The organism is Blastococcus aggregatus (genome assembly GCF_900221005.1).
GTDB lineage: Bacteria > Actinomycetota > Actinomycetes > Mycobacteriales > Geodermatophilaceae > Blastococcus > Blastococcus aggregatus.
The window spans coordinates 197978-220679 of the sequence record NZ_OBQI01000002.1 but is presented as its reverse complement, the minus strand read 5'-3'; the positions used below and the strand labels follow the sequence as shown (position 1 = coordinate 220679).

19 protein-coding genes are annotated in these 22702 nt (G+C 73.6%); 12 read left to right on the top strand and 7 right to left on the bottom strand.

Annotation, left to right across the window (positions count from 1 at the left end; all coding sequences use genetic code 11):
- Positions 1-55: 55 nt before the first annotated feature.
- Positions 56-1003, top strand: coding sequence for a 2-hydroxyacid dehydrogenase (locus CRP29_RS06790; protein ID WP_245852565.1), 948 nt, complete (start codon positions 56-58; stop codon positions 1001-1003).
- On the opposite strand, the gene CRP29_RS06785 is transcribed toward CRP29_RS06790, so the two are convergent.
- Both CRP29_RS06785 and CRP29_RS06780 read right to left on the bottom strand, forming a co-directional pair.
- Entirely contained in the window at positions 997-1380 is a 384-nt protein-coding gene (locus CRP29_RS06785) for a PH domain-containing protein (RefSeq protein ID WP_245852562.1), read from the bottom strand. The genes CRP29_RS06790 and CRP29_RS06785 overlap by 7 nt on opposite strands.
- Before the next feature lie 23 nt (positions 1381-1403).
- Positions 1404-2222 carry a helix-turn-helix transcriptional regulator gene (locus tag CRP29_RS06780; RefSeq protein ID WP_097194315.1) on the bottom strand — a complete coding sequence of 273 codons (819 nt, stop codon included), beginning with the start codon at positions 2220-2222 and terminating at the stop codon, positions 1404-1406.
- An 83-nt stretch (positions 2223-2305) separates the two neighbouring features.
- On the opposite strand from CRP29_RS06780, the gene ilvD reads away from it, so the two are divergent.
- The 6 genes from ilvD (at position 2306) to ilvC (ending at position 13191) form a co-directional block, all read left to right on the top strand.
- A complete protein-coding gene (gene ilvD / locus CRP29_RS06775) occupies positions 2306-4030 on the top strand; it encodes a dihydroxy-acid dehydratase (protein ID WP_097194314.1) in 1725 nt (574 codons plus the stop codon).
- 87 nt (positions 4031-4117) lie between these two features.
- Positions 4118-6742, top strand: coding sequence for a putative bifunctional diguanylate cyclase/phosphodiesterase (locus CRP29_RS06770; protein ID WP_141437079.1), 2625 nt, complete (start codon positions 4118-4120; stop codon positions 6740-6742).
- A gap of 13 nt (positions 6743-6755) precedes the next feature.
- A complete protein-coding gene (locus CRP29_RS23545) occupies positions 6756-9488 on the top strand; it encodes a putative bifunctional diguanylate cyclase/phosphodiesterase (protein ID WP_141437078.1) in 2733 nt (910 codons plus the stop codon).
- Positions 9489-9710: 222 nt separating this feature from the next.
- A complete protein-coding gene (locus CRP29_RS06760) occupies positions 9711-11579 on the top strand; it encodes an acetolactate synthase large subunit (RefSeq protein WP_097194311.1) in 1869 nt (622 codons plus the stop codon).
- Positions 11579-12106 carry an acetolactate synthase small subunit gene (gene ilvN / locus CRP29_RS06755; RefSeq protein WP_097194310.1) on the top strand — a complete coding sequence of 176 codons (528 nt, stop codon included), beginning with the start codon at positions 11579-11581 and terminating at the stop codon, positions 12104-12106. Before CRP29_RS06760 ends, ilvN begins: the two co-directional genes overlap by 1 nt.
- A gap of 59 nt (positions 12107-12165) precedes the next feature.
- Positions 12166-13191, top strand: a complete 1026-nt coding sequence (gene ilvC, locus CRP29_RS06750) for a ketol-acid reductoisomerase (protein WP_097194309.1) — start codon at positions 12166-12168, stop codon at positions 13189-13191.
- Positions 13192-13254: 63 nt separating this feature from the next.
- Here ilvC and CRP29_RS22985 read toward each other — a convergent pair whose 3' ends face one another.
- Complete coding sequence (locus tag CRP29_RS22985) at positions 13255-13836, bottom strand: DUF805 domain-containing protein (RefSeq protein WP_141437077.1); 582 nt, start codon at positions 13834-13836, stop codon at positions 13255-13257.
- Positions 13837-13912: 76 nt separating this feature from the next.
- Positions 13913-14482, bottom strand: a complete 570-nt coding sequence (locus CRP29_RS06740) for a hypothetical protein (RefSeq protein WP_097194308.1) — start codon at positions 14480-14482, stop codon at positions 13913-13915.
- 168 nt (positions 14483-14650) lie between these two features.
- Here CRP29_RS06740 and serA point away from each other — a divergent pair, with 168 nt between their 5' ends.
- Complete coding sequence (gene serA, locus CRP29_RS06735; RefSeq protein WP_245852560.1) at positions 14651-16264, top strand: phosphoglycerate dehydrogenase; 1614 nt, start codon at positions 14651-14653, stop codon at positions 16262-16264.
- 14 nt (positions 16265-16278) lie between these two features.
- Positions 16279-17301, top strand: a complete 1023-nt coding sequence (locus tag CRP29_RS06730) for a 3-isopropylmalate dehydrogenase (protein WP_097194307.1) — start codon at positions 16279-16281, stop codon at positions 17299-17301.
- Between the two features lies 1 nt (position 17302).
- Here the strand turns inward: CRP29_RS06730 and CRP29_RS06725 are convergent, their stop codons facing one another.
- A complete protein-coding gene (locus tag CRP29_RS06725; RefSeq protein WP_141437076.1) occupies positions 17303-17704 on the bottom strand; it encodes a hypothetical protein in 402 nt (133 codons plus the stop codon).
- 177 nt (positions 17705-17881) lie between these two features.
- On the opposite strand from CRP29_RS06725, the gene cimA reads away from it, so the two are divergent.
- The gene (cimA, locus tag CRP29_RS06720) at positions 17882-19474 is read left to right on the top strand and encodes a citramalate synthase (protein ID WP_176522872.1); all 1593 of its coding nucleotides are present in this window, start codon (positions 17882-17884) and stop codon (positions 19472-19474) included.
- Positions 19475-19478: 4 nt separating this feature from the next.
- On the opposite strand, the gene CRP29_RS06715 is transcribed toward cimA, so the two are convergent.
- On the bottom strand, positions 19479-19805 hold the full coding sequence (locus tag CRP29_RS06715; RefSeq protein WP_097194840.1) for a putative quinol monooxygenase: 327 nt from the start codon (positions 19803-19805) through the stop codon (positions 19479-19481).
- Positions 19806-19972: 167 nt separating this feature from the next.
- Complete coding sequence (locus tag CRP29_RS06710; RefSeq protein WP_245852552.1) at positions 19973-20404, bottom strand: VOC family protein; 432 nt, start codon at positions 20402-20404, stop codon at positions 19973-19975.
- On the opposite strand from CRP29_RS06710, the gene CRP29_RS06705 reads away from it, so the two are divergent.
- On the top strand, positions 20397-21215 hold the full coding sequence (locus tag CRP29_RS06705; protein ID WP_097194304.1) for a fumarylacetoacetate hydrolase family protein: 819 nt from the start codon (positions 20397-20399) through the stop codon (positions 21213-21215). The two genes, CRP29_RS06710 and CRP29_RS06705, sit on opposite strands and share 8 nt — an antisense overlap.
- A complete protein-coding gene (gene gltX, locus CRP29_RS06700) occupies positions 21212-22699 on the top strand; it encodes a glutamate--tRNA ligase (protein ID WP_097194303.1) in 1488 nt (495 codons plus the stop codon). The genes CRP29_RS06705 and gltX overlap by 4 nt, the downstream gene beginning before the upstream one ends.
- Positions 22700-22702 lie beyond the last annotated feature (3 nt).

Here is a 22702-nt window from a genome sequence, read left to right as displayed (position 1 = left end):
CACAGTACGTGCGCGCCGTGGGCGGGGCGGGCGGTTGCGCCTAGTCTCGGCGCTCGTGAGCGAACCGCTGGTCGGCCCCGACGAGGTGCTCGACGTCCTGGTCCCTTCCCGTGCCCTGGCTGCTGCCGTCGAGGCGGTCTCGCCACGCGTGCGCGCGCACCGCTGGGCGGCGGCCGACGGCCCGCCCACCGGTGACGCCGCCCGGTCGAAGGTCTGGATCCCGCGGTCCGGCGGTGCCCCGTTCCCGGGGGAGGAGTTCTTCGCCGCGCTGCCCGGACTCCGCGTCGTCCAGCTGCTCAGCGCGGGCGCCGAGCGCTTCGCCGGGCGGCTGCCCGACGGGGTCTCGTTGTGCAACGCCCGCGGCGCGCACACGCCCTCGACCGCCGAGTGGGCAGTCACCGCCACGCTCGCCGCCCAGCGCGGGATCCCGTTCTTCGTCCGCGAGCAGGACGCCGGCCGCTGGACGCCGCGCACCCACCACAAGCTCGTCGGCGCGAAGGTGCTCGTCGTCGGCGCGGGCGACATCGGCCGCACGATCGGCCGGATGATGGCCGGGTTCGACGTCGAGCTGACCTTCGTCGCCCGCAGCGCCCGCGACGGCGTGCACGCCACCAGCGAGCTGCCGGAGCTGCTGCCGCAGGCCGACATCGTCGTCGTGATCGTGCCGGTGACCGACGAGACCATCGGCCTGGTCGACGCCGCCTTCCTCGCCGCGATGAAGGACGACGCCCTGCTGGTCAACGCCGCCCGCGGCGTCGTCGTCGACACCGACGCGCTCCTCGCCGAGCTCACCGCCGGCCGGCTGCGCGCCGCCGTCGACGTCACCGAGCCCGAGCCGCTGCCCGAGGGGCATCCGCTCTGGACGGCGCCGAACCTGCTGATCACCCCGCACGTGGGCGGGGACGTGCCCGGCACCAACGAACGGGCCGCGGCCGCGGTGGCCGACCAGCTGGAGCGGATCCTCGACGGCCGGCCGCTGGTGAACGTGGTCGACCGCTACTGATCCGTCGGTGGCGTGGGCACCGGGATCCGGCCCCCGGACGCCTGGCCGATCGCGGGCAGGTCGCGGGCCCGCACCGCGGGCAACCGCACCTCGGTGCCACCCGTGGTCACCAGCCAGAGGTCGGCCCGCTCGCCGACCCGCACGCCGGCGAGCTCGGTCCACGGCACCCGGCGGCGGCCGGCCAGCGTGCGCACGGTGATCGCGCCGGGGTCGATGTCGAAGCCGGTGCGCCACACCCAGGCGGCCACGACCGCGGGGACGAGCAGCAGCAGCAGGAGCCACGCCGAGGCCGCCGACAGCGGGATCAGGCAGAAGGCGAACACCAGCACCGGCAGCAGCGTGGTGCGGTTCATCCGGAAGCGGGCGGTGGTGTCCACGAGCGCCGATCCTCCCAGACGGCTCAGCCCGCGAGCCGGGCCAGCCCTGCGCTGCTGCCGGGCTCGGCGGCGGTGTAGACGACCAGCTGGAGACCGGGGGCGTCGGCCGGCGTCAGCTGGTGGTGCTCGAGCACCAGGGAGCCGACGGCGGGGTGCTCGAACCGGCGCTCGGTGGAGGTGAACCGGTCGACGTCGTGGCTCGCCCACCCCTCGCGGAAGGCCGGGCTGACCGCCTGGAGCCGCGTCACGAGGTCGACCACCTGCGGATCGGCCAGCCGCGGGCCGACCTCGGCCCGGAACTGGGTGAGGAACCGGCGGCTGTCGGTCGTCCAGTCACCCAGGAGCCGGCGGACGGCGGGGTCGGTGAACACCACCCACAGCAGGTTGCGATCAGCGGCGGGCAGATCGGCCACCCCGGGATAGAGGCGCTCGTAGGCCCGGTTCCAGCCGACGATCGACCAGGTCGAGGTGATCGCGTACGCGGGGGAGGGGCCCAGGGCGTCCATCAGCCGCTGCAGGTGGGCGGGCATCGTCTCCTGCGCCTCGACCGTCGGCGCCGGCTCGTTGCCGGACAGCCGCAGCACGTACTCGCGCTCGGCCGCGGTGAGCTGCAGCGTCCGGGCCAGCGCGTCCATCACCTGCACGGAGGGCCGGATCTCCCGCCCCTGCTCCAGCCACGTGTACCAGGTGTGGCTGACCCCGGCGAGCAGCGCGACCTCCTCCCGCCGCAGCCCCGGTGTCCGGCGGTTCGCGCCGGGCGGCAGGCCGACCGCGCCCGGGGACAGCTGACGGCGGCGCGAGCCGAGGAACTCGGCGAGTTCGCGGCGGGCGGAGGCGGTCACGGCGGGCTCCCGATCGGTGGTGGTGCCGGTACTAGCACCGACGCAGTCTCCGACATGTCCGACCTCCGGCCTAGCATCGCCCCGTGACGATCGGCGAGGACCTCATCCCGGGCAACGACTCCGCCAGCGCGACGCGCAATCCGATGAAGCCGCGCAGCTTCGAGGTGACCGACGGGGACGCCAAGGCCCCGGCGCGCGCCATGCTGCGCGCCGTCGGCATGGGCGACGAGGACATGGTCAAGCCGCAGATCGGCGTCGCCTCGTCCTGGAACGAGATCACCCCCTGCAACCTCTCGCTGGACCGGCTGGCCAAGCGGGCCAAGGACGGCGTCCGCGCCGCCGGCGGCTTCCCGATGGAGTTCGGCACCATCTCGGTGTCCGACGGCATCTCGATGGGTCACGAGGGCATGCGCGCCTCGCTGGTCTCCCGCGAGGTCATCGCCGACTCGGTCGAGACCGTCATGTTCGCCGAGCGCCTCGACGGCTCGGTGCTGCTGGCCGGCTGCGACAAGTCGCTGCCCGGCATGCTCATGGCCGCCGCCCGGCTGGACCTGGCCAGCGTCTTCCTCTACTCCGGCTCGACGATGCCCGGGAAGCTCGGGGACCGCGACCTCACGATCATCGACGTCTTCGAGGCCGTCGGCGCCTGCGCCCGGGGGCTCATCACCCGCGACGAACTGGTCGAGATCGAGAAGGCCGCCTGCCCCGGCCAGGGCTCCTGCGGCGGCATGTACACCGCCAACACGATGGCCAGCGTGGCCGAGGCCCTCGGCATGGCCCTGCCGGGCAGCGCCGCACCGCCGGCACCCGACAGCCGGCGCGACGACTACGCCGTCGCCTCCGGCGAGGCGGTCGTGAACCTGCTGCGCCTGGGCATCACCGCGCGGCAGATCATGACCAAGAAGGCCTTCGAGAACGCGATCACCGTCGTCATGGCGCTGGGCGGCTCGACGAACGCCGTGCTGCACCTGATGGCGATCGCCCACGAGGCGCAGGTCGACCTCGAGCTCGAGGACTTCAACCGGATCGGTGACCGCACGCCCCTGCTGGCCGACGTGAAGCCGTTCGGCCGCTTCGTCATGACCGACGTGGACCGCATCGGCGGCGTCCCCGTCGTCATGCGCGCCCTGCTGGACGCCGGCCTGCTGCACGGCGACGTGCTCACCGTGACCGGGAAGACCATGGCCGAGAACCTGGCCGACATCGCCCCGCCTGACCCCGACGGCGCGATCATCCACGCGATGAACGACCCGATCCACGCCACCGGGGGCCTGTCGATCCTCCGGGGCTCGCTCTCGCCCGAGGGGGCCGTGGTGAAGTCCGCCGGCTTCGACACCGAGGTCTTCGAGGGCACCGCCCGCGTCTTCGACGGCGAGCAGGGCGCCATGGACGCCGTCACCGAGGGCACGCTCAAGCCGGGCGACGTCGTCGTCATCCGGTACGAGGGCCCGCGCGGCGGGCCCGGGATGCGCGAGATGCTCGCCGTGACCGGCGCCATCAAGGGCGCGGGCCTGGGCAAGGACGTCCTGCTGCTCACCGACGGCCGGTTCTCCGGCGGCACGACCGGCCTGTGCATCGGCCACGTGGCGCCCGAGGCCACCGACGGCGGGCCGATCGCCTTCGTCCGCGACGGCGACACGATCCGCCTGGACCTGACCACCCGCACGCTGGACCTGCTGGTCGACGACGCGGAGCTCGCCCGCCGCAAGGAGGGCTGGGAGCCGCTGCCGCCGCGCTACACCACCGGGGTGCTCGGCAAGTACGCCAAGTTGGTCGGATCGGCCGCCCAGGGCGCGATCTGCGGCTGATACCCCCGGGAGGGCGCCCCCCTCCCAAGGGGTGAGGTCCGCCCGCCACCGCTTGGCCGGGCCCCGCCCGGTGCCGAGACAACAGGCGTGGACCCGCGCCGTTGGTGGTTGCTCGCGGTGGCCGTGCCGGCGATTGTCGCCTGCGCCGCCGCCGCCGCTTCGCCTGCCCTCCGTGACCTCGGCGATCTCGCCGTCGTCCTCGTCGGCCTGATCACCTCCGCCGTCCTCTGGACCGCGGGAGGCCGGCCGGGCCGGCCTCCGGCCTGGCGGCTGTTCGCCGTCGCACCCCTGTTCCCGGTGCTCGGCGCGCTCCTGGCGTGGCTGATCGACGCCGGCGACCCGCTCGACCGGGTCGTCGTCCGCTGGCTGCCCACCGTTCCCGGCTACCTCATCGCGATCGTGGCGCTGCTCGGGCTGGCGGGCCGGTCCCGGCTGCGCACCGGACGTCGTGCGGCCGTGGAGGTCGCGCTGTTCCTCGCCTCGTGCCTGGTCGCGATCCGGCTGCTCGTCGCAGGCCCGGTCGGCGACTGGTCCGGGATGTACCTGCCCGAGCGGCTCGTCCTCGGTGCCGCTGTCGTCGTGACCTCGGCGACCATGACCGCCGCGCTCGTCCTGCTCGGCGTCGTCGAGCCCGCCCGCCGGCGCATGGCCGTCGTGCTCCTGGTCGGCACAGTGCTGCTCACCAGCGGCCGCGGTCTGGGCACCTCCGCCGTCCTCGCGGACGCCGTCGGCCTCACCTCCCTATCCCGGTTCCTCGTCCTGGGCGGCCTGCTGCTGCTCGCCCTCGCGGTCCTGGTGGACCCGGGGTGGAGCAGGCCCGCGCCCACCACCGGCTTCTCCCGTGCCGTCGACGTGGGCCAGCTGCTCCCCATGGGCGCGCTGCTGGTCGCCGTCGCCGCGGCCGGCGTGGTCCGGTTCATGGGCCACTCCCTCGACATCGTCACCTGGGTCGGGCTGATGCTCGCCGTCCTGCTCGCGCTGGCGCACCGCTGGGCCACCGCCTGCCAGGAGCACCACCTGTCGGCCCGCCTGCGGCGCAGCGAGGCCTACTTCCGGTCCCTGGTGCACTCCGGCATCGACGCCGTCGTCCTCCTCGACGATGCGTTGCGCGTCACCTGGGCCTCGCCGGCCCTGGAGCGCGTCTTCGGCTCCGCCGCGACGGAGCTCGTCGGCCGGCCGCTGCTCGACGCCGTGCACCCGGAGGACCAGGCCGCCCTCGGCGAGGCGCTGGCCCCCGGCGAGCGCGCCCCGGCCCTGCTGGGTCTGCGACTGCGGGACGCCGACGGCGTGTGGCGCTGCCTCGAGGCCGGCATCGCCGACCTCCGCCACGACTCCGACGTCGGTGCCGTCGTCCTGCAGTGCCGCGACATGACCGAGCGGCAGGCACGCGAGCGCTCCCTGCAGAGCGTCGCCTACATCGATCCCATGACCACCCTGCCCAACCGCGCGGGCATGCTGCAGCTGCTCACCGAGCGGCTGGCCGCCCCCGTGGAGGGGGAGGAGCCCGGCACCCTGCTGATGGTCGAGCTCGACGGCATCCTCGAGGCCCGCGAGCACGCCGGCCGCGACGTGGTCGGTGCCGTCGTCGCCGAGATCGGTCGCCGGCTGCGCGCCACCGTGCGCGGGGAGGACGTCGTCGCCCGCATCGGTGGCGGCACCTTCGCCGTGCTCGCCACCGGGCAGGGCCCGGACGCCGACCGGCTGGCCGGCCGCATCCTGTCCGTCGTCGAGCAGCCGATCCTGACCGACGCCGGCATCGTCGACCTGACCGCCGGTGTGGGGCTGGTCGAGCTCGACGAGGGCCTCGCCGTCGAGGACCTGCTCGTCCGGGCCGACCTCGCCGTCCGTGCCGCCCGCGCCGCGGGTTCCGGCATGGCGCAGCGCTACCGGGCCGCGCTCGGTGAGGCCGCGGCCCGCCGCGAGCAGCTGCGCGAGGACCTGCGCTCGGCGCGGGCCAACGGCGAACTGTTCCTGCTCTTCCAGCCCGTGGTCTCCCTGGCCGAGCAGCGGCTCTCCGGCGTGGAGGCGCTGCTGCGCTGGCGGCACCCCACCTTCGGGGAGGTCCCGCCGGCGGAGTTCCTGCCGATCGCCGAGCAGTCCGGTCTCCTGGGCGAGCTGCAGCGGTTCGCGCTGGACGAGGCCGTCTCCGCCGCCGCGGCCATGCCGGAGTCCGCCTCCGGCATCCGGGTCAGCCTCGACGCGCCCGCCGCCTACCTGGCCACCGGTGCGATCGTGCCCGACGTCGAGGCGGCGCTGCGCCGGTCGGGCCTCCCGCCCGAGCGCCTCGTGCTCGAGATCAGCGACGCGACCGTCACCTCCAGCGAGGAGCGCGACGGCCTGGACGTCGCGACCCTGCGGCTCATGGGCGTGCACGTGGCCCTCGCCGGCTTCGGTGGCGACTCCTCGATGCTCACCCACCTGACCAAGCTGCCGATCGACATGGTCAAGCTCGACCGGGCCTTCGTGTCCCGGATCGACCGCGACCCCAAGACCCGCGCGCTGTGCGAGTCGATCGTGGGCATCGGCCGGGCGCTGGGCATGTCGGTCGTGGCCGAGGGCGTGGAGACCTCCGCGCAGCTGGCCGTCCTGAGCGGCTTCGGCTGCGACTGCGCGCAGGGCTTCCTGCTCGCCCGCCCGATGCCGCTCGAGCAGCTCATGGGCATGATCCGCCTCGAGGCAGCGGTGTGGCCCGGCCTCGTCAGCGCCCGATGACCGGCGGCGGGCGATGAGCCCCGCCGCGGGAGCGGGCTGGCCCCGGCGTCCGGTGCTCCTCGGCTTCGCGGCCACCGCCCTGGTCCTGGCGGTCCAGCAGCTCGTCGTCCCGGGCTGGAACGGGTGGAGCGGCCCGGCGGTCCTCGCGCTCGCGACGTTCGCCGTCGCCGCGCTCGTGGGCCGGCACTGCCTCCGGCTGACGCCGGCGGTGGCGGGCACCTGGCGGTCCTTCGCCGTCATCGCGGTGCTGCTGGGCCTGGGCCACCTGGTCCGGGCCGTCACCGCTGCGGGCGTGAACCCCACGTCCGCGGGCCTCTCGGACCTCTTCCTCGCCGCCACCGGCCCCGTGGCCCTGCTGCTCTGCGTGCGGCTGACGCGGTCGGCCGGCGGGCGCGTCCGCATGCAGGTGGTGCTGGACGCCGCCGTCGCCCTCGTGGCCCTCGGCGTGCTGCTGGAGATGCTGGTGCCGCTGACGGCCGGCCCGGCCGGCGCGCCCGCGGACCCGCTGCTCACCGTCTTCTACCCGGCGGTCTCGGCCGTCCTCTGCGCGGTCGGGCTCGTCACCTTCGGCGCGGTCACCCCGCGCCGGCGGGCCGCGGCCGGCTGGCTGCTGCTGGGCTTCGCCTCGCTGTCGGTCACGATGGCCGGCGGCGCGCTCGCGGTCTCCGGCCCGTCCGCACTGCTGGACGCCGTCGCGACGACGGCCTACCTCGGCATGCTCGCGTCCGCCACGCTGGCGCTCGCCGCCGACCCGGGGCCCCGGGGCGCGGGGGAGACCGCCGGCGGGGTGCCGCTGGTCGGCGTCGTCGTGAGCTACTGCCTGAGCTTCGGCGTCCTCCTGCTGCTGCTCGGCACCCTCGCCGCGGGCCGGCCGCTGCACACGGCGGAGGCGCTCACCGTCGCCGTGCTGATGGCCCTGACCTTCGCGCGCACCCTCGTGTGGGCCTCCGACGGCGCGCGCCTGTCGCGGCAGGTGCTGCGGACGGAGGCCTACTTCCGCACCCTCGTCCACTCCGCGGCCGACGTCACGGTGGTGCTGGACGCCCGGGGGCAGGTCACCTGGGCGGCGGCCTCGACGGCGGAGGTCTCCGCCTGGCTGCCCCGCGACCTCGAGGGCCGGCCGCTGCGCGACTTCGTGCACCCCGACGACCGCCACGACCTGCACCGCGCCCTCGACCCGGGTGCCGAGCGGGGCAGCGCGTCCGGCGGCGGTCCCCGTCCGTACCTCCGGCTGCGCGGGCGGGACGGTGCCTGGCGCACCTTCGAGTCGGTCGGGCCGGCGTCCTCCGCCGGGCTGCCGACCGTCACCGACGCTGCCGTCGGCGACGGCCTGGTCCTGCACCTGCGGGACACCGACGGGCAGCGCAGCACCGAGCTGGAACGGCTCGCCTACACCGACTACCTCACCGGGCTGCCCAACCGCGCCCGGCTCATGGCGGCGCTCACCGACGCCCGCGACCGTGCCGCCCAGGGCGAGCCCGCCTCGTTCCTGCTGCTGGACCTCGACGGCTTCAAGCTGGTCAACGACGTCGCCGGCCACGAGGCGGGGGACGACCTGCTGATCCAGGTCGCGGGCCGGCTGCGGGCCGCCGTGCGCGACGGCGACCTGGTCGCCCGGCTCGGCGGCGACGAGTTCGCCGTCCTCGTGCCCGGCACGCTGGACGAGGCCGTCGGCCTGGCCGAGCGGATCGTGGCCGACCTCCGGACCGTCCGCGCCGCCGCGGACGGTGCCGGGCACGCCGCCGGGGTCGTGTTCGACGTCGCCGGGAGCATCGGGGTGACCGCGCTGGACGCCGCCGACGAGGTGTCGGCGACCATCCGGCAGGCCGACATCGCCCTGCGCGCGGCCAAGGCGGACGGGAAGTCCTGCGTCCGGACGGCGGCGCGTGCGATCGACAGCGCGATGGGACGGCGGGCCCGGCTGGCCCGCGACCTGCCCGCCGCCCTCGAGCAGGAGCACTTCCGGATGGTCTACCAGCCGGTGGTCGGGGTCGAGGAGCGGCGCATCCTGGGCCTGGAGTCGCTCGTCCGCTGGGACCACCCGCAGCTGGGCACCGTGCCGCCGGACGAGTTCATCTCGCTGGCCGAGGACGAGGGGCTGATCGTCCCGCTGCAGCGCTGGGTGCTGGGCCGGGCGACGCGGGACGCCGCGGCGCTGCACGCCGCGGGCTTCGAGGTCATGACGAGCATCAACGTCTCCGTCCGCCACCTCCAGGCCGGCTGCCTCGCGCCCGACGTCGCCTCGGCCCTGGCCGAGGCGGGCCTGCCGCCGCACAAGCTGATCCTCGAGATCACCGAGTCGGTGATGCTCGACGCGGAGGACCGGCTGGAGAGCGACCTGGCCACGCTCAAGGAGATGGGCTGCGTGCTGTCGGTCGACGACTTCGGTCGCGGCTACTCGTCGCTGGCCTACCTCGCCCGCCTGCCCGTGCAGATCCTGAAGATGGACCGCGAGTTCGTCGCGGACATCGAGCGGGACGAGCGCGGTGCGACGCTCGTGGCCGGTGTCCTCGACCTCGGTCACCGGCTGGGCCTGGACGTCGTCGCCGAGGGCGTGGAGACCGTCGGTCAGCTGCGCATGCTGGAGGAACGGGGCTGCCGGTTCATGCAGGGCTGGCTGTTCGGCCGGCCGGTCGACGCCGACTCGCTCCCGGAGGTGCTGACGGCCTTCGACTGGGGCTCGTTCACGGCAGTGGAGAACGCGGATCTGGACATCGGTGTCCAGTCAGTGGGACTGGCTGGTTGACGAGCCGCACGGTGGAGGAGCACAGTGTGCAGGTGCCCTCCGCCTGCATGCTCGTCGACGACTGCTCCCGCAGCCTCCTCGTAGTTCCCTAGCGCGTCGGTCCTCACGACCGACGCGCTGACCCCTCCGTGCCTGCGGCACGAGGGGTTTTTTGTTGCCCGACAGCTGTCGACGCCCCGCCGGCACCCGCACCCACCTCCGTTCGGCCCAGGAGAGAACCGCATGACCACCAACCAGGGCGAGTCCGCCACCCGCGAGGCCGCCGCCGCCCTCACGGGTGTCGAGACCACGGCCCGCTCGATCCACGAGGCCGCTCACGAGCCGGCCACGGGCATCACCGGGGCGCAGAGCCTCGTCCGCTCGCTGGAGGCCATCGGCGTCGACGTCGTCTTCGGCATCCCGGGCGGCGCGATCCTCCCGCTCTACGACCCGCTGTTCGACTCGAAGGTCCGCCACGTGCTGGTGCGCCACGAGCAGGGCGCCGGCCACGCCGCCACCGGCTATGCCCAGGCCACCGGGCGCGTCGGCGTCTGCATGGCCACCTCCGGCCCCGGCGCGACCAACCTCGTGACCCCGCTGGCCGACGCCTACATGGACTCGGTGCCGATCGTGGCCATCACCGGCCAGGTGCCCAGCGGCGCGATCGGCACCGATGCCTTCCAGGAGGCGGACATCCGCGGCATCACGATGCCGATCACCAAGCACAACTTCCTGGTCACCGACGCCGCGGACATCCCGCAGCGGATCGCCGAGGCGTTCCACCTGGCCTCCACCGGCCGCCCCGGCCCGGTGCTCGTCGACGTCCCCAAGGACGTGCTGCAGGCGACGACGGACTTCTCCTGGCCGCCGCGGATCGACCTCCCCGGCTACCGGCCGACCACCCGGCCGCACGGCAAGCAGGTCCGCGAGGCCGCCGCGATGATCGCCGGTGCGAGCCGGCCGGTGCTCTACGTCGGCGGCGGCGTGCTCAAGGCCGGCGCCACGTCCGAGCTGGCAGCGCTCGCCGAGCTGACGGGCGCGCCGGTGGTGACCACGCTGATGGCCCGCGGCGCGTTCCCGGACAGCGACCCGCAGCACCTGGGCATGCCCGGCATGCACGGCACCGTCGCCGCGGTGACCGCGCTGCAGAAGTCCGATGTCCTGGTCGCCCTCGGCGCGCGGTTCGACGACCGGGTGACCGGCCAGCTGTCCAGCTTCGCGCCGGACGCGCTGGTCGTGCACGCCGACATCGACCCGGCCGAGATCGGCAAGAACCGCAAGGCCGACGTGCCGATCGTGGGCGACGCGAAGGAGACCATCGCCCAGCTGGTCACCGCCCTGCAGGCCGAGCACGCGGCCGGGCGGACGCCCGACCTCGCCGCCTGGTGGACCCAGCTGGACGGCTGGCGCGACCGCTACCCGCTGGGCTACGACGAGCCCGAGGACGGCGCGCTCTCGCCGCAGTACGTGATCGAGCGGCTCGGGGCCATCGCCGGCCCCGACGCGGTCTACACCTCCGGCGTCGGCCAGCACCAGATGTGGGCCGCGCAGTTCATCAAGTACGAGAAGCCCGGCACCTGGCTCAACAGCGGTGGCCTCGGCACGATGGGCTACGCCGTGCCGGCGGCGATGGGCGCCAAGCAGGGCCTGCCCGACGCCACGGTGTGGGCGATCGACGGCGACGGCTGCTTCCAGATGACCAACCAGGAGCTGGCCACCTGCGCCATCGAGGGCATCCCGATCAAGGTCGCCGTCATCAACAACGGCAACCTCGGCATGGTCCGGCAGTGGCAGACCCTGTTCTACGAGGGCCGCTACTCCAGCACCAAGCTGCACGCCCAGAACGCCGACGGGACGCCCAAGCCGGTGCGCATCCCCGACTTCGTCGCGCTCGCCGAGGCGCTCGGCTGCGTCGGGCTGCGCTGCGAGAGCAAGGACGACGTCGACGCCGTCATCGAGAAGGCCATGGCGATCACCGACGCCCCCGTCGTCATCGACTTCGTCGTCGGCTCGGACGCGCAGGTGTGGCCGATGGTGGCCGCCGGCGCGAGCAACGACGACATCCTGGCCGCGCGCGACGTGCGGCCCGTCTTCGGAGAGGGTCAGGTCTGATGCCCCGCCACACGCTCTCGGTGCTGGTCGAGAACAAGTCCGGCGTCCTGGCCCGCGTCTCGGCGCTGTTCAGCCGGCGCGCCTTCAACATCGAGTCCCTCGCCGTCGGCCCGACGGAGAACCCCGGGCTGTCCCGGATGACGATCGTCGTCGAGGCCGAGGCCTCTCCGCTCGAGCAGATCACCAAGCAGCTGAACAAGCTGATCGAGGTCATCAAGATCGTCGAGCTGGAGACCGGGGCCGCGGTGCAGCGCGAGCTGCTCCTGGTCAAGGTGCGCGCGCCCCTGGCCGAGCGCACCCAGGTGCTCCAGACCGCGGAGCTCTTCCGGGCCCGCGTCATCGACGTCAACCCGGAGACGGTGACCCTCGAGGCCACCGGTACTCCCGACAAGCTCCAGGCGCTGCTCGCCGTCCTCGCCCCGATGGGGATCAAGGAGATGGCGCAGTCGGGCACCGTGGCCCTGGGCCGCGGCCCGCGGTCCATGTCCGGCACCGGTACCTTGCGCCCGGTCGAGCGCACCGCCTGAGACCCGCTCCACCCATCCGCTCCACCCGCTAGAGCAGAACCGAAGGGAACAGCACGCACATGGCTGCCGAGATCTTCTACGACGACGACGCCGACCTCTCGATCATCCAGGGGCGCACCGTCGCCGTCCTGGGCTACGGCAGCCAGGGACACGCGCACGCGCTGTCCCTGCGCGACTCGGGCGTCGACGTCCGCGTCGGCCTGCCCGAGGGCAGCAAGAGCCGCGCCAAGGCCGAGGCCGAGGGCCTCCGCGTGGTCACCCCCGCCGAGGCGTCCGCCGAGGCCGACCTGATCATGATCCTGGCCCCCGACCACGTGCAGCGGACGCTGTACACGGAGTCGGTCGAGCCCAACCTGCAGGACGGCGACGCGCTGTTCTTCGGCCACGGCTTCAACATCCGGTTCGGCTACATCAAGCCCCCGGCCGGCGTCGACGTCGCCATGGTCGCCCCCAAGGGCCCCGGCCACCTGGTCCGCCGCGAGTTCGAGAACGGCAAGGGCGTGCCCTGCCTCATCGCCGTCGAGCAGGACGCCAGCGGCAACGCCCAGGCGCTCGCGCTGTCCTACGCGAAGGCCATCGGCGGCACCCGCGCCGGAGTCATCAAGACGACCTTCGCCGAGGAGACCGAGACCGACCTGTTCGGCGAGCAGGCCGTGCTCTGCGGTGGTGCCAGCGCGCTGATCACCGCCGGGTTCGAGACGCTCACCGAGGCCGGCTACCAGCCCGAGGTCGCCTACTTCGAGTGCCTGCACGAGCTGAAGCTGATCGTCGACCTCATGTACGAGGGCGGCATCGCCAAGCAGCGCTGGTCGGTGTCCGACACCGCCGAGTACGGCGACTACACCTCCGGCCCGAAGGTCATCGACGCCCGCGTCAAGTCCTCGATGAAGGACGTGCTGACCGCGATCCAGGACGGCTCGTGGGCCGCGGCCTTCATCGCCGACCAGGACGCCGGCGCGCCCGACTTCAAGGCCAAGCGCGCCGCCGCCGAGGCGCACCCGATCGAGGAGACCGGGCGCAAGCTGCGCGGCCTCATGAGCTGGGTCTCGGCCTCCGACGACTACACCGGGACCGCCGCGCGCTGATCCCGCGAACGCAGAACGGGCCCCGTCACCGAGAGGTGACGGGGCCCGTTCGCCGTGCGGGGGTCAGTAGCCGTAGCCGCCGGCCGCCTGGTACTTCGGCGAGGGACCGTGCTGGTTGGTCGCCGGGTCGCTGTCCTGCGCCCAGAAGACGATCAGCACGATGATGCCGACCAGCGGCACCAGCGCGATCAGCTGCCACCAGCCGGACTTGCCGATGTCGTGCAGGCGACGCGCGCCGACCGCGAGGCCCGGGATGAGCAGGCCGAGGGCGACGACGACCTGGAACAGCGGCACGCCGATGACCTGGTCGATGATCGAGGCGACGATCGAGGCCAGGAAGTTGGCCAGGTAGAACCACCAGAACTCCGAGCGGCGCGCGCGGCCGGTGAAGTTGGCGTACTGCGTGAGCACGCTGCGCACCGCGGTGGCGATGTCCAGCTGCGGGGCGGCCGCGCCGGGCGCGCTGTAGCCGGGGGCGGCGGGGTAGGCCTGGCCGTAGCCGGGGGCCTGGCCGTAGCCGGGGGCCTGGCCGTAGCCCGGTGCCTGGCCGTAGCCGGGTGCGGGCGGCGGCGGGGGAGGAGCTCCCCAGCCCGGCTGGTCCTCGGGGGGCACGTTCTGGCCGTAGCCGGGGGGTGGGGTGGTCATCGCGGTGCATCCTCCTGTGGCGCCCGCCACGGTGGCGGGTCGAAGGGCGGAGTGTAGGGGCTCCCGTGCCCGCGGATCAGCCGCCGCGACGGGCCCGGTGGGCGGCGAAGTACTCCGCGGCCGGCCGCAGGGACAGCAGCAGCACGATCGCCAGCGCCCCGGCGAAGAGCAGCAGGTTGACGACGACGTCGCCACCGCTCGTGCTGCCGAGGCTGCCCAGGAACCCCAGCGTGGTGAAGAAGAGCGCGATCGAGCCGCCCACGAGCAGCAGCACGCGGCTGCGACCGGTCAGCGCCCACACCGATCCCCAGATGAGCAGCACCGTCCACGCCAGCGCCAGGAGACCGAGGGCGAGGGCGACCCCCGCGGCCGCGTCGGCGAACTCGTCGAACCCGCCCGTGGAGTCGTCGTCCAGGCTCCCGGCGATCGCGCCCAGGACGATCGCCCCGAGCGTCACCACGATCCCGAGTGCCCCGAACAGGAAGCCCAGGACGGCGGCGGCGATCACCGAGCCGGGCCGCGCGGGCGGCGGCCCGTACGGGCCGAACTGCGGCGCTGGCTGGTAGCCGGCCTGGTACCCGGCGTAGCCGAACTGCTGGCCCTGCGGTGGCTGGTTCCACTGCGGGTCGCCCGGGGGCAGGGTCATGGTCTCCTCCGTCGGCGTCGGACGTGCCGGCTGTCGTGGCCCGGCCAGGATGGCGAGCGCGGGGCGCGGCGGCAACAGCGCCCCGTTCGTCCCGAGCAGTGGGATGCTCCTCCCACGCCTCGCACCCGGCCGACCCCGCGAGGTGCGCCGTCCCTAGGCTGTCGATCCGTGACAGCCATCGTGTCGGGGACAGCGCCCGTCGTCCTGATCGCCGAAGAGCTGGCCCCGAGCGTGCTGGAGGTGCTCGGGAGCGACGTCGAGATCCGGCACGTCGACGGGGCCGACCGGTCCGCGCTGCTGCCCGCGCTGGCCGACGCCGCCGCGGTCATGATCCGCAGCGCCACGCAGATCGACGCCGAGGCGCTCGCGGCCGCGCCGAACCTGAAGGTCGTGGCCCGGGCCGGCATCGGTCTGGACAACGTCGACGTCGCCGCCGCCACCGAGCGCGGCGTCATGGTCGTGAACGCGCCGACCTCGAACATCGTCAGCGCCGCCGAGCACGCCGTCGCCCTGCTGCTGGCCGCCGCCCGCCAGATCCCCGCCGCCGACGCATCGCTGCGCGAGGGCGCCTGGAAGCGCTCCAAGTTCATGGGCGTCGAGATCACCGACAAGACCGTCGGCGTCGTCGGGCTCGGCCGCATCGGCGTGCTGTTCGCGCAGCGGCTGGCCGCCTTCGGCGTCGAGCTCATCGCCTACGACCCCTACATCCAGCCCGGCCGCGCCGCCCAGCTCGGCGTCCGGCTGGTCTCGCTGGAGGAGCTGCTCCGCGAGTCCGACTTCATCTCCATCCACCTGCCCAAGTCGCCGGAGACCCTCGGTCTCATCGGGGCCGAGGAGCTGGCGCTCACCAAGCGCGGCGTGATCATCGTCAACGCCGCCCGTGGTGGCCTGGTCGACGAGGCCGCGCTCGCCGATGCCCTGCGGTCGGGCCAGGTCGGGGCGGCGGGCCTGGACGTCTACGCCACGGAGCCCACCACCGACAGCCCGCTGTTCGGGCTGCCCAACACCGTCGTCACCCCCCACCTGGGCGCCTCCACGACCGAGGCCCAGGACAAGGCCGGCACCGCCGTGGCGCGTTCGGTGCGCCTGGCGCTGCAGGGCGAGTTCGTGCCCGACGCGGTGAACGTCCAGGCCGGCGGCGTCGTCGCGGAGGACGTGCGCCCGGGCCTCCCGCTGGCCGAGAAGCTCGGCCGGGTGTTCACCTCCGTTGCCGGAGGGCTCGCCCAGTCGGTGACCGTCGACGTGCGCGGCAAGCTCGCCGAGTTCGACGTCGCCGTGCTGCAGCTCGCGGTGCTCAAGGGCGTCTTCTCCGACGTGATCGAGGAGCAGGTCACCTACGTCAACGCGCCGCTCTTCGCCGAGCAGCGCGGACTCGAGGTGGCGCTGACCAGCGACCCGGAGAGCCCCACCTTCCGGAACCTGGTCACCGTGCGCGGCGCGATGGCCGACGGCCGCCAGGTCTCGGTGTCGGGCACGCTCTACGGCAAGAACCAGGTCGCCCGGCTCACCGAGGTGGCCGGCTTCGAGATCGACCTGGCCGCCGAGGGCCGGCTGCTGTTCTTCACTTACGCCGACCGGCCGGGCGTCGTCGGCGCCGTGGGCGCGGCGCTGGGGGAGGCCGGCATCAACATCGCCGGCGCCCAGGTCAGCCGCACGACCGAGGGCGGCGAGGCGCTGATGGCCGTCACGGTGGACAGCCCCGTCAGCCCCGAGCTGCTCGAGGACATCGCCGTCCGCATCGGCGCGCGCGAGGCCCGCGCCGCCGATCTCGACACCCTCTGAACCGGGAGTTCCCCATGCGCTTGGCAGTGATCCCTGGTGACGGCATCGGTCAGGAGGTCGTCGCGGAAGGCCTCAAGGTCCTCCGCGAGGTCGCTCCGGACCTCGAGACGACGCCCTACGACCTCGGCGCCGCACGCTGGCAGCGGACGGGCGAGCTCCTGCCCGACACAGTGCTCGACGAGCTGCGCGGGCACGACGCGATCCTGCTGGGCGCGATCGGCGACCCGAGCGTGCCCCCGGGCATCCTCGAGCGCGGGCTGCTGCTGCGGCTGCGCTTCGAGCTCGACCACCACGTGAACCTGCGGCCGGCCAAGCTGTTCGACGGCGTCCGCGGACCACTCACCGCCGAGGGCCCGATCGACATGCTGTGCGTGCGCGAGGGCACCGAGGGGCCCTACGTCGGCAACGGCGGCGTGCTCCGCAAGGACACCCCGCACGAGATCGCCACCGAGGTCAGCCTCAACACCGCCTTCGGGGTCGAGCGCGTGGTCCGCTACGCCTTCGAGCGGGCCGTCGCCCGCCCGCGCAAGCACCTGACGCTGATCCACAAGACCAACGTGCTCACCCACGCCGGCGGTCTGTGGTCGCGGATCGTCGAGGAGGTCTCCGCGGAGTTCCCCGACGTCGCCGTCGCCTACCAGCACGTGGACGCCGCCTCGATGTTCTTCATCACCGACCCGGGCCGCTACGACGTCATCGTCACCGACAACCTCTTCGGCGACATCGTCACCGACATCGCCGCGGCCGTGACCGGCGGCATCGGGCTGGCCGCCAGCGGCAACCTCGACGTCTCGGGCACCAACCCGAGCATGTTCGAGCCCGTGCACGGCTCGGCGCCCGACATCGCCGGGCAGGGCATCGCCGACCCGACCGCCACGGTCCTGTCGGTCGGCCTGCTGCTCGAGCACCTCGGCCGCGCGGAGCAGGCGAAGAAGGTCAACGCCGCCGTCGCGTTCGACCTCTCCACCCGCGACCCTCAGCAGCAGATCCGCACCACGCAGGTCGGCGACCGGCTGGCCGCGCTCGCCAGCGGCTGAGTCACGCCGCGGGGGGCTCCGCCCGCAGCAGGTCGCCGACGGGGACGGGCAGCGCGGCCCGTCCGGTCTCGCCCGGCGCGGGCCACTCGGGTCGCACCGTGCAACCGGCGGGGGAGGACTCCACCAGCACCACGGCCTGCCAGGTCCAGTCCGCCGCCGGCTCCCCGGCCCCGACGACGCCGCTCAGCGGCTCGCCGGGCAGCCGGGCCCACCACCGGCGGTCCAGGGCGCGCAGCCCGTGGGCGCGGAGCAGGGCCGCGCCGTCCTCCCTCGGGCCGGCGTCGGCCAGGGGCGTGCCGGTGAGCAGCAACGGCACGGCCAGGCCCGGGCCGCCGTCGGGCGCCAGCCAGCCCACCTGCTCGCCGTCGGCACGGTGCACGGGGGTCCAGCCGGGAGGGATCACGGTCGGCCAGCCTGCCAGGGGTGGAACGACGGCCGCGCATGATTTACTCGTCGGGATGTACGCCACCCGCACGATCATCATCGTTTAGCGCGCAGTCCCCTCCTCGACTGCGCGCAGACCTCCCGTACCCGGGGGGTCTTTTTCGTGTTCGGGCCGGCCGCACCCCCAGGAGTTCCCATGACGAGCGACCAGATCGACTTCCACGTCTTCGACACGACGCTGCGCGACGGCGCCCAGCGCGAGGGCGTCAGCTACTCCGTGACGGACAAGCTCGCCGTCGCCCGGTTGCTGGACGAGATCGGGGTCGGGTACATCGAGGGCGGCTGGCCGGGCGCGATGCCCAAGGACACGGAGTTCTTCTCCCGTGCCCGCACCGAGCTCAAGCTGCGGCACGCCCAGCTCGTCGCGTTCGGCGCCACTCGGAAGGCCGGCGTGCGGGTGGAGGACGACCTGCAGGTCCGTGCCCTGCTGGACGCCGGGACGCCGGTGGTGTGCCTGGTCGCCAAGAGCGACGTGCGGCACGTGCGCGAGGCGCTGCGGACGACGCTGGAGGAGAACCTGGCGATGGTGGCCGACACCGTCGCCTTCCTCGTCGCCGCCGGGCGCCGGGTGTTCGTCGACTGCGAGCACTTCTTCGACGGCCACGCCGCGGACCCGGACTACGGCGTGGCGGTGCTGCAGGCGGCGTTCGACGCGGGTGCCGAGGTCGGCGTCCTGTGCGACACCAACGGCGGCATGCTGCCCTCGGGGGTGAGCCCGGTCGTCACCGACGTGCGCACCCGGGTGAGCGGCCGGCTCGGCATCCACTGCCAGGACGACACCGGCTGCGCGGTGGCCAACTCCCTGGCCGCCGTCGAGGCCGGCGTCACCCACGTGCAGGGCACCGCCAACGGCTACGGCGAGCGGGCCGGCAACGCCGACACGTTCGCGCTGATCGGCAACCTGGTCACCAAGATGGGGCTGCCCGTGGTGCCGGCCGAGTGCCTGCCCGAGCTGCAGCGGGTCAGCCACGCCATCGCCGAGCTGGCCAACATCGCCCCCGACGACCACCAGCCCTTCGTCGGGGCGTCGGCGTTCGCGCACAAGGCCGGGCTGCACGCCAGCGCCATCAAGGTCAGCCCCGAGCTCTACAACCACCTGGACCCCACCGTCGTCGGCAACGACATGCGCATCCTGGTCACCGAGATGGCCGGCCGGGCGTCGGTCGAACTCAAGGGCCGCGAGCTCGGCGTCGACCTCACCGGCCAGTCCGACGCCATCGGCCGGGTGGTCGACCGGGTCAAGGTGCTCGAGGCCGACGGCTGGTCGTTCGAAGCGGCCGACGCCTCCTTCGAGCTGCTGCTGCGCGGCGAGCTGCCCGACGCCCCCGCGCCGCTGTTCGAGCTGGAGAGCTACCGGACCTCGGTCGAGCACTGGGGTAACGGCGTCGTCGTCAGCGAGGCGACGGTCAAGGTGCACGTCGACGGCCGGCGAGTCATCAGCACCGCCGAGGGCAACGGCCCGGTCAACGCCCTGGACAACGCGCTGCGCCATGCGCTCGTGCACCGCTACCCGCAGCTGGCCGACGTCGCCCTCGCCGACTACAAGGTCCGCATCCTCGGCTGGCGGGGCGGCACGAGCGCGACGACGCGGGTGCTCGTCGACACCACCGACGGCGTGGGGGAGTGGACCACCGTGGGCGTCCACGCCAACATCGTCGAGGCCTCCTGGCACGCCCTCGTCGACGCGATGACCTACGCCGTGCTCCGCCGGCCGTCGCCGACGGACTGAGCGCTCAGCGGGGCTGGATCTCGCCCATCGGGCCCCAGCCGGAGACGTCCGGCGCGTCCACGTAGATGATCTGCGGCTGCGCGGCGACCAGGTCCGGGGCCTGCTCGACGAAGCGCTTGAAGGCGTCGGTGCCCACGTGTGCTGCACCGGCGTCTGCGTCGCGGAAACCCTCGATGCAGACGTACGTGCCCGGCTCCTCGAGGCTGCGGGACCACTCGAAGAACAGCGACCCCTCCTCGGCGTTCACCGCGGCTGCGTAGTCGGCGGCCAGCGCCGTCCACTCGTCAGCGCGCTCGGGACGGACGGGGAACTTCACGACGATGAGGATCACCGGGAGATCCTCGCCCTGCCCCGACTGCCGTGCCACCCGCCCGCCGGGCCGCGTGACCACCGCTCGCCCGGTCGGTCGACGTCCTCCCTCACCGCGCAGCGTCCTCCCTCACCGTGGGACGTGAGGTAGGACGCTCGATGATCAGGTCACCTGATCCCAGCGCGGTGTCAGAGCGGGTCCAACCGCCGCTCCAGCAGGCAGAACTCGTTGCCCTCGGGGTCGGCGAGGACGTGCCAGTTCTCCTCGCCGGTCTGCCCGACGTCGGCCGGGACGGCGCCCAGCCCGAGCAGCCGCTGAAGCTCGGCGTCCTGGTCGCGGTCGGTGGGGCTGACGTCGATGTGCAGCCGCCGCCGGCCGGGAGTGGGGTCGGCGACCGGCCCGAAGACCAGCGTCGGTGCCGCTCCGCCGAAGCCCTCGGCGGGGCCGATCTCGATGCTGCCGTCGTCCTCCCGTCCCAGGACGCGGTAGTCCAGCACCGCGGCCCAGAAGGCGGCCAGCGCCTCGGGATCACGGCTGTTCACGACGAGCTCGGAGAAGCGGCAGGCCATGGGCGCCCGGTAGCCGGGACGGGGCGCGACTAACCTCGCGTCCGTGCGCATCGTCCGTTTCGCCTCCCCCCAGGGCATGTCCTTCGGCGTCCTCGACGGAGACGGCCAGGTGGCCCAGATCGAGGGCCACCCCTTCGGCCAGATCTCCTTCACCGGCGCCCGCTACGCGCAGGCCGACATCCGGCTCCTGTCGCCGATCCTGCCCAGCAAGGTGGTGTGCGTGGGCAAGAACTACGCCGACCACATCGCGGAGATGAAGGGGCTCACCGGTGACGCGCCGAAGGAGCCGCTGCTGTTCCTCAAGCCGTCGACGTCGGTGATCGGCCCGGGCGACGCGATCCGCATCCCCGCGGGCAGCACCAACGTGCACCACGAGGTCGAGCTGGGCGTGGTCATCGGCGCCCGGGGCGCCCGGAACATCTCCCCGGAGCAGGTCGGCGCCAGCATCTTCGGCTACACGATCGGCAACGACGTCACCGAGCGGGACATGCAGCAGAGCGACGGGCAGTGGACCCGCGCCAAGGGCTTCGACTCCTTCTGCCCGCTGGGCCCGTGGATCGAGACCGACCTGCCCGGCGTCGGCCTGGACCCGGCCGACCTCGAGGTCACCTGCACCGTCGACGGCGAGCAGCGCCAGTCCGGCCGCACCAGCTCGCTGATCTTCGACGTGCCGACGCTGATCTCCTACATCTCCCGCGTCATGACGCTGCTGCCCGGCGACGTCGTCCTCACCGGCACGCCCGCCGGGGTCGGCCCGATCCGGCCCGGCCAGCGGGTCGAGTGCACGATCGAAGGGCTGGGCTCGCTGGCCAACTCGGTCGCCGCCGCTGACGCCGTCTCCACCGCCGGTGGCTCGCGATGACGGGTGTGCCCGGCCCGGTGCGCACCCGGTTCTGCCCGTCGCCCACCGGCATGGTGCACGTCGGCCTGATGCGGACGGCGCTGTTCAACTGGGCGCACGCCCGGCACACCGGCGGCACCTTCGTCTTCCGCATCGAGGACACCGACGCCGCGCGGGACTCCGAGGAGTCCTACCGGCACCTGCTCGACTGCCTGCGCTGGCTCGGCCTGGAGTGGGACGAGGGCCCGGAGGTCGGCGGCCCGTTCGGCCCCTACCGGCAGTCGGAGCGGTCCGAGATCTACCGCGACGTGGCCGCCAAGCTGCTGGAGTCCGGGCACGCCTACGAGTCCTTCTCCACCAACGAGGAGGTCGACGCCCGCCGCCGGGCCGCCGGCCAGGACCCCAAGCTCGGCTACGACAACGCCGACCGCTTCCTCACCGACGCGCAGAAGGCCGCCTTCCGCGACGAGGGGCGCTCGCCCGTCCTGCGACTGGTCATGCCCGACGAGGACCTCGTCTGGACCGACCTGGTCCGCGGCGAGGTGCGGTTCGCCGCCGGCTCCGTGCCCGACTTCGTGCTGGTCCGCGGCAACGGCGCACCGCTGTACCCGTTCGTGAACCCGGTCGACGACGCGCTCATGCAGATCACCGACGTGCTCCGCGGCGAGGACCTGCTGCCCTCCACCCCGCGCCAGCTCGCCCTCTACGCCGCGCTCACCGACATCGGCGTCGCGCAGGGCACCCCGCGCTTCGGCCACCTGCCCTACGTCACCGGCGAGGGCAGCAAGAAGCTCTCCAAGCGCGACCCGCAGTCCAACCTCGACATCTACCGCGAGCGCGGCTTCCTGCCCGAGGGGTTCGCCAACTACCTGGCGCTGCTGGGCTGGTCGATCGCCGAGGACCGCGACATCTTCTCGATGCCCGAGATGGTCGAGGCCTTCGACGTCACCCGGGTCAGCGCCAACCCGGCCCGCTTCGACCTGAAGAAGGCCGAGGCCATCAACGCCACCCACCTGCGCGCGCTGCCGGTCGAGGAGTTCACCGAGCGGGTGGTGCCCTACCTCGCCGCGGCGGGGCTGGTCGCCGAGCCGCCGACGGCCGAGCAGCAGCAGACGCTGACCGCCATCGCGCCGCTGGCGCAGGAGCGGATGATCGTGCTGTCCGAGGCCGTGGGCCTGCTCGGGTTCCTCTTCGTCGAGGACGTCGAGATCGACCCGGCCGCGGCCGAGAAGCAGCTGAACGGCGACGGCGCGGTCGCGGTGCTCGACGCCGCGACGGCGTCGCTGCGCGAGCTGGCGGAGTGGTCCACCCCCGAGATCGAGGCGGCGCTGAAGTCCGCGCTCGTCGAGGGCCTGGGCCTCAAGCCCCGGCAGGCGTTCGGCCCGGTACGGGTCGCCGTCAGCGGCCGCACCGTCTCGCCCCCGCTCTACGAGTCGATGGAGCTGCTCGGCCGCGAGCGCACGCTCGCCCGGCTCGCCGCGGCGCGCGACGTCGCCGGCGGATGACCG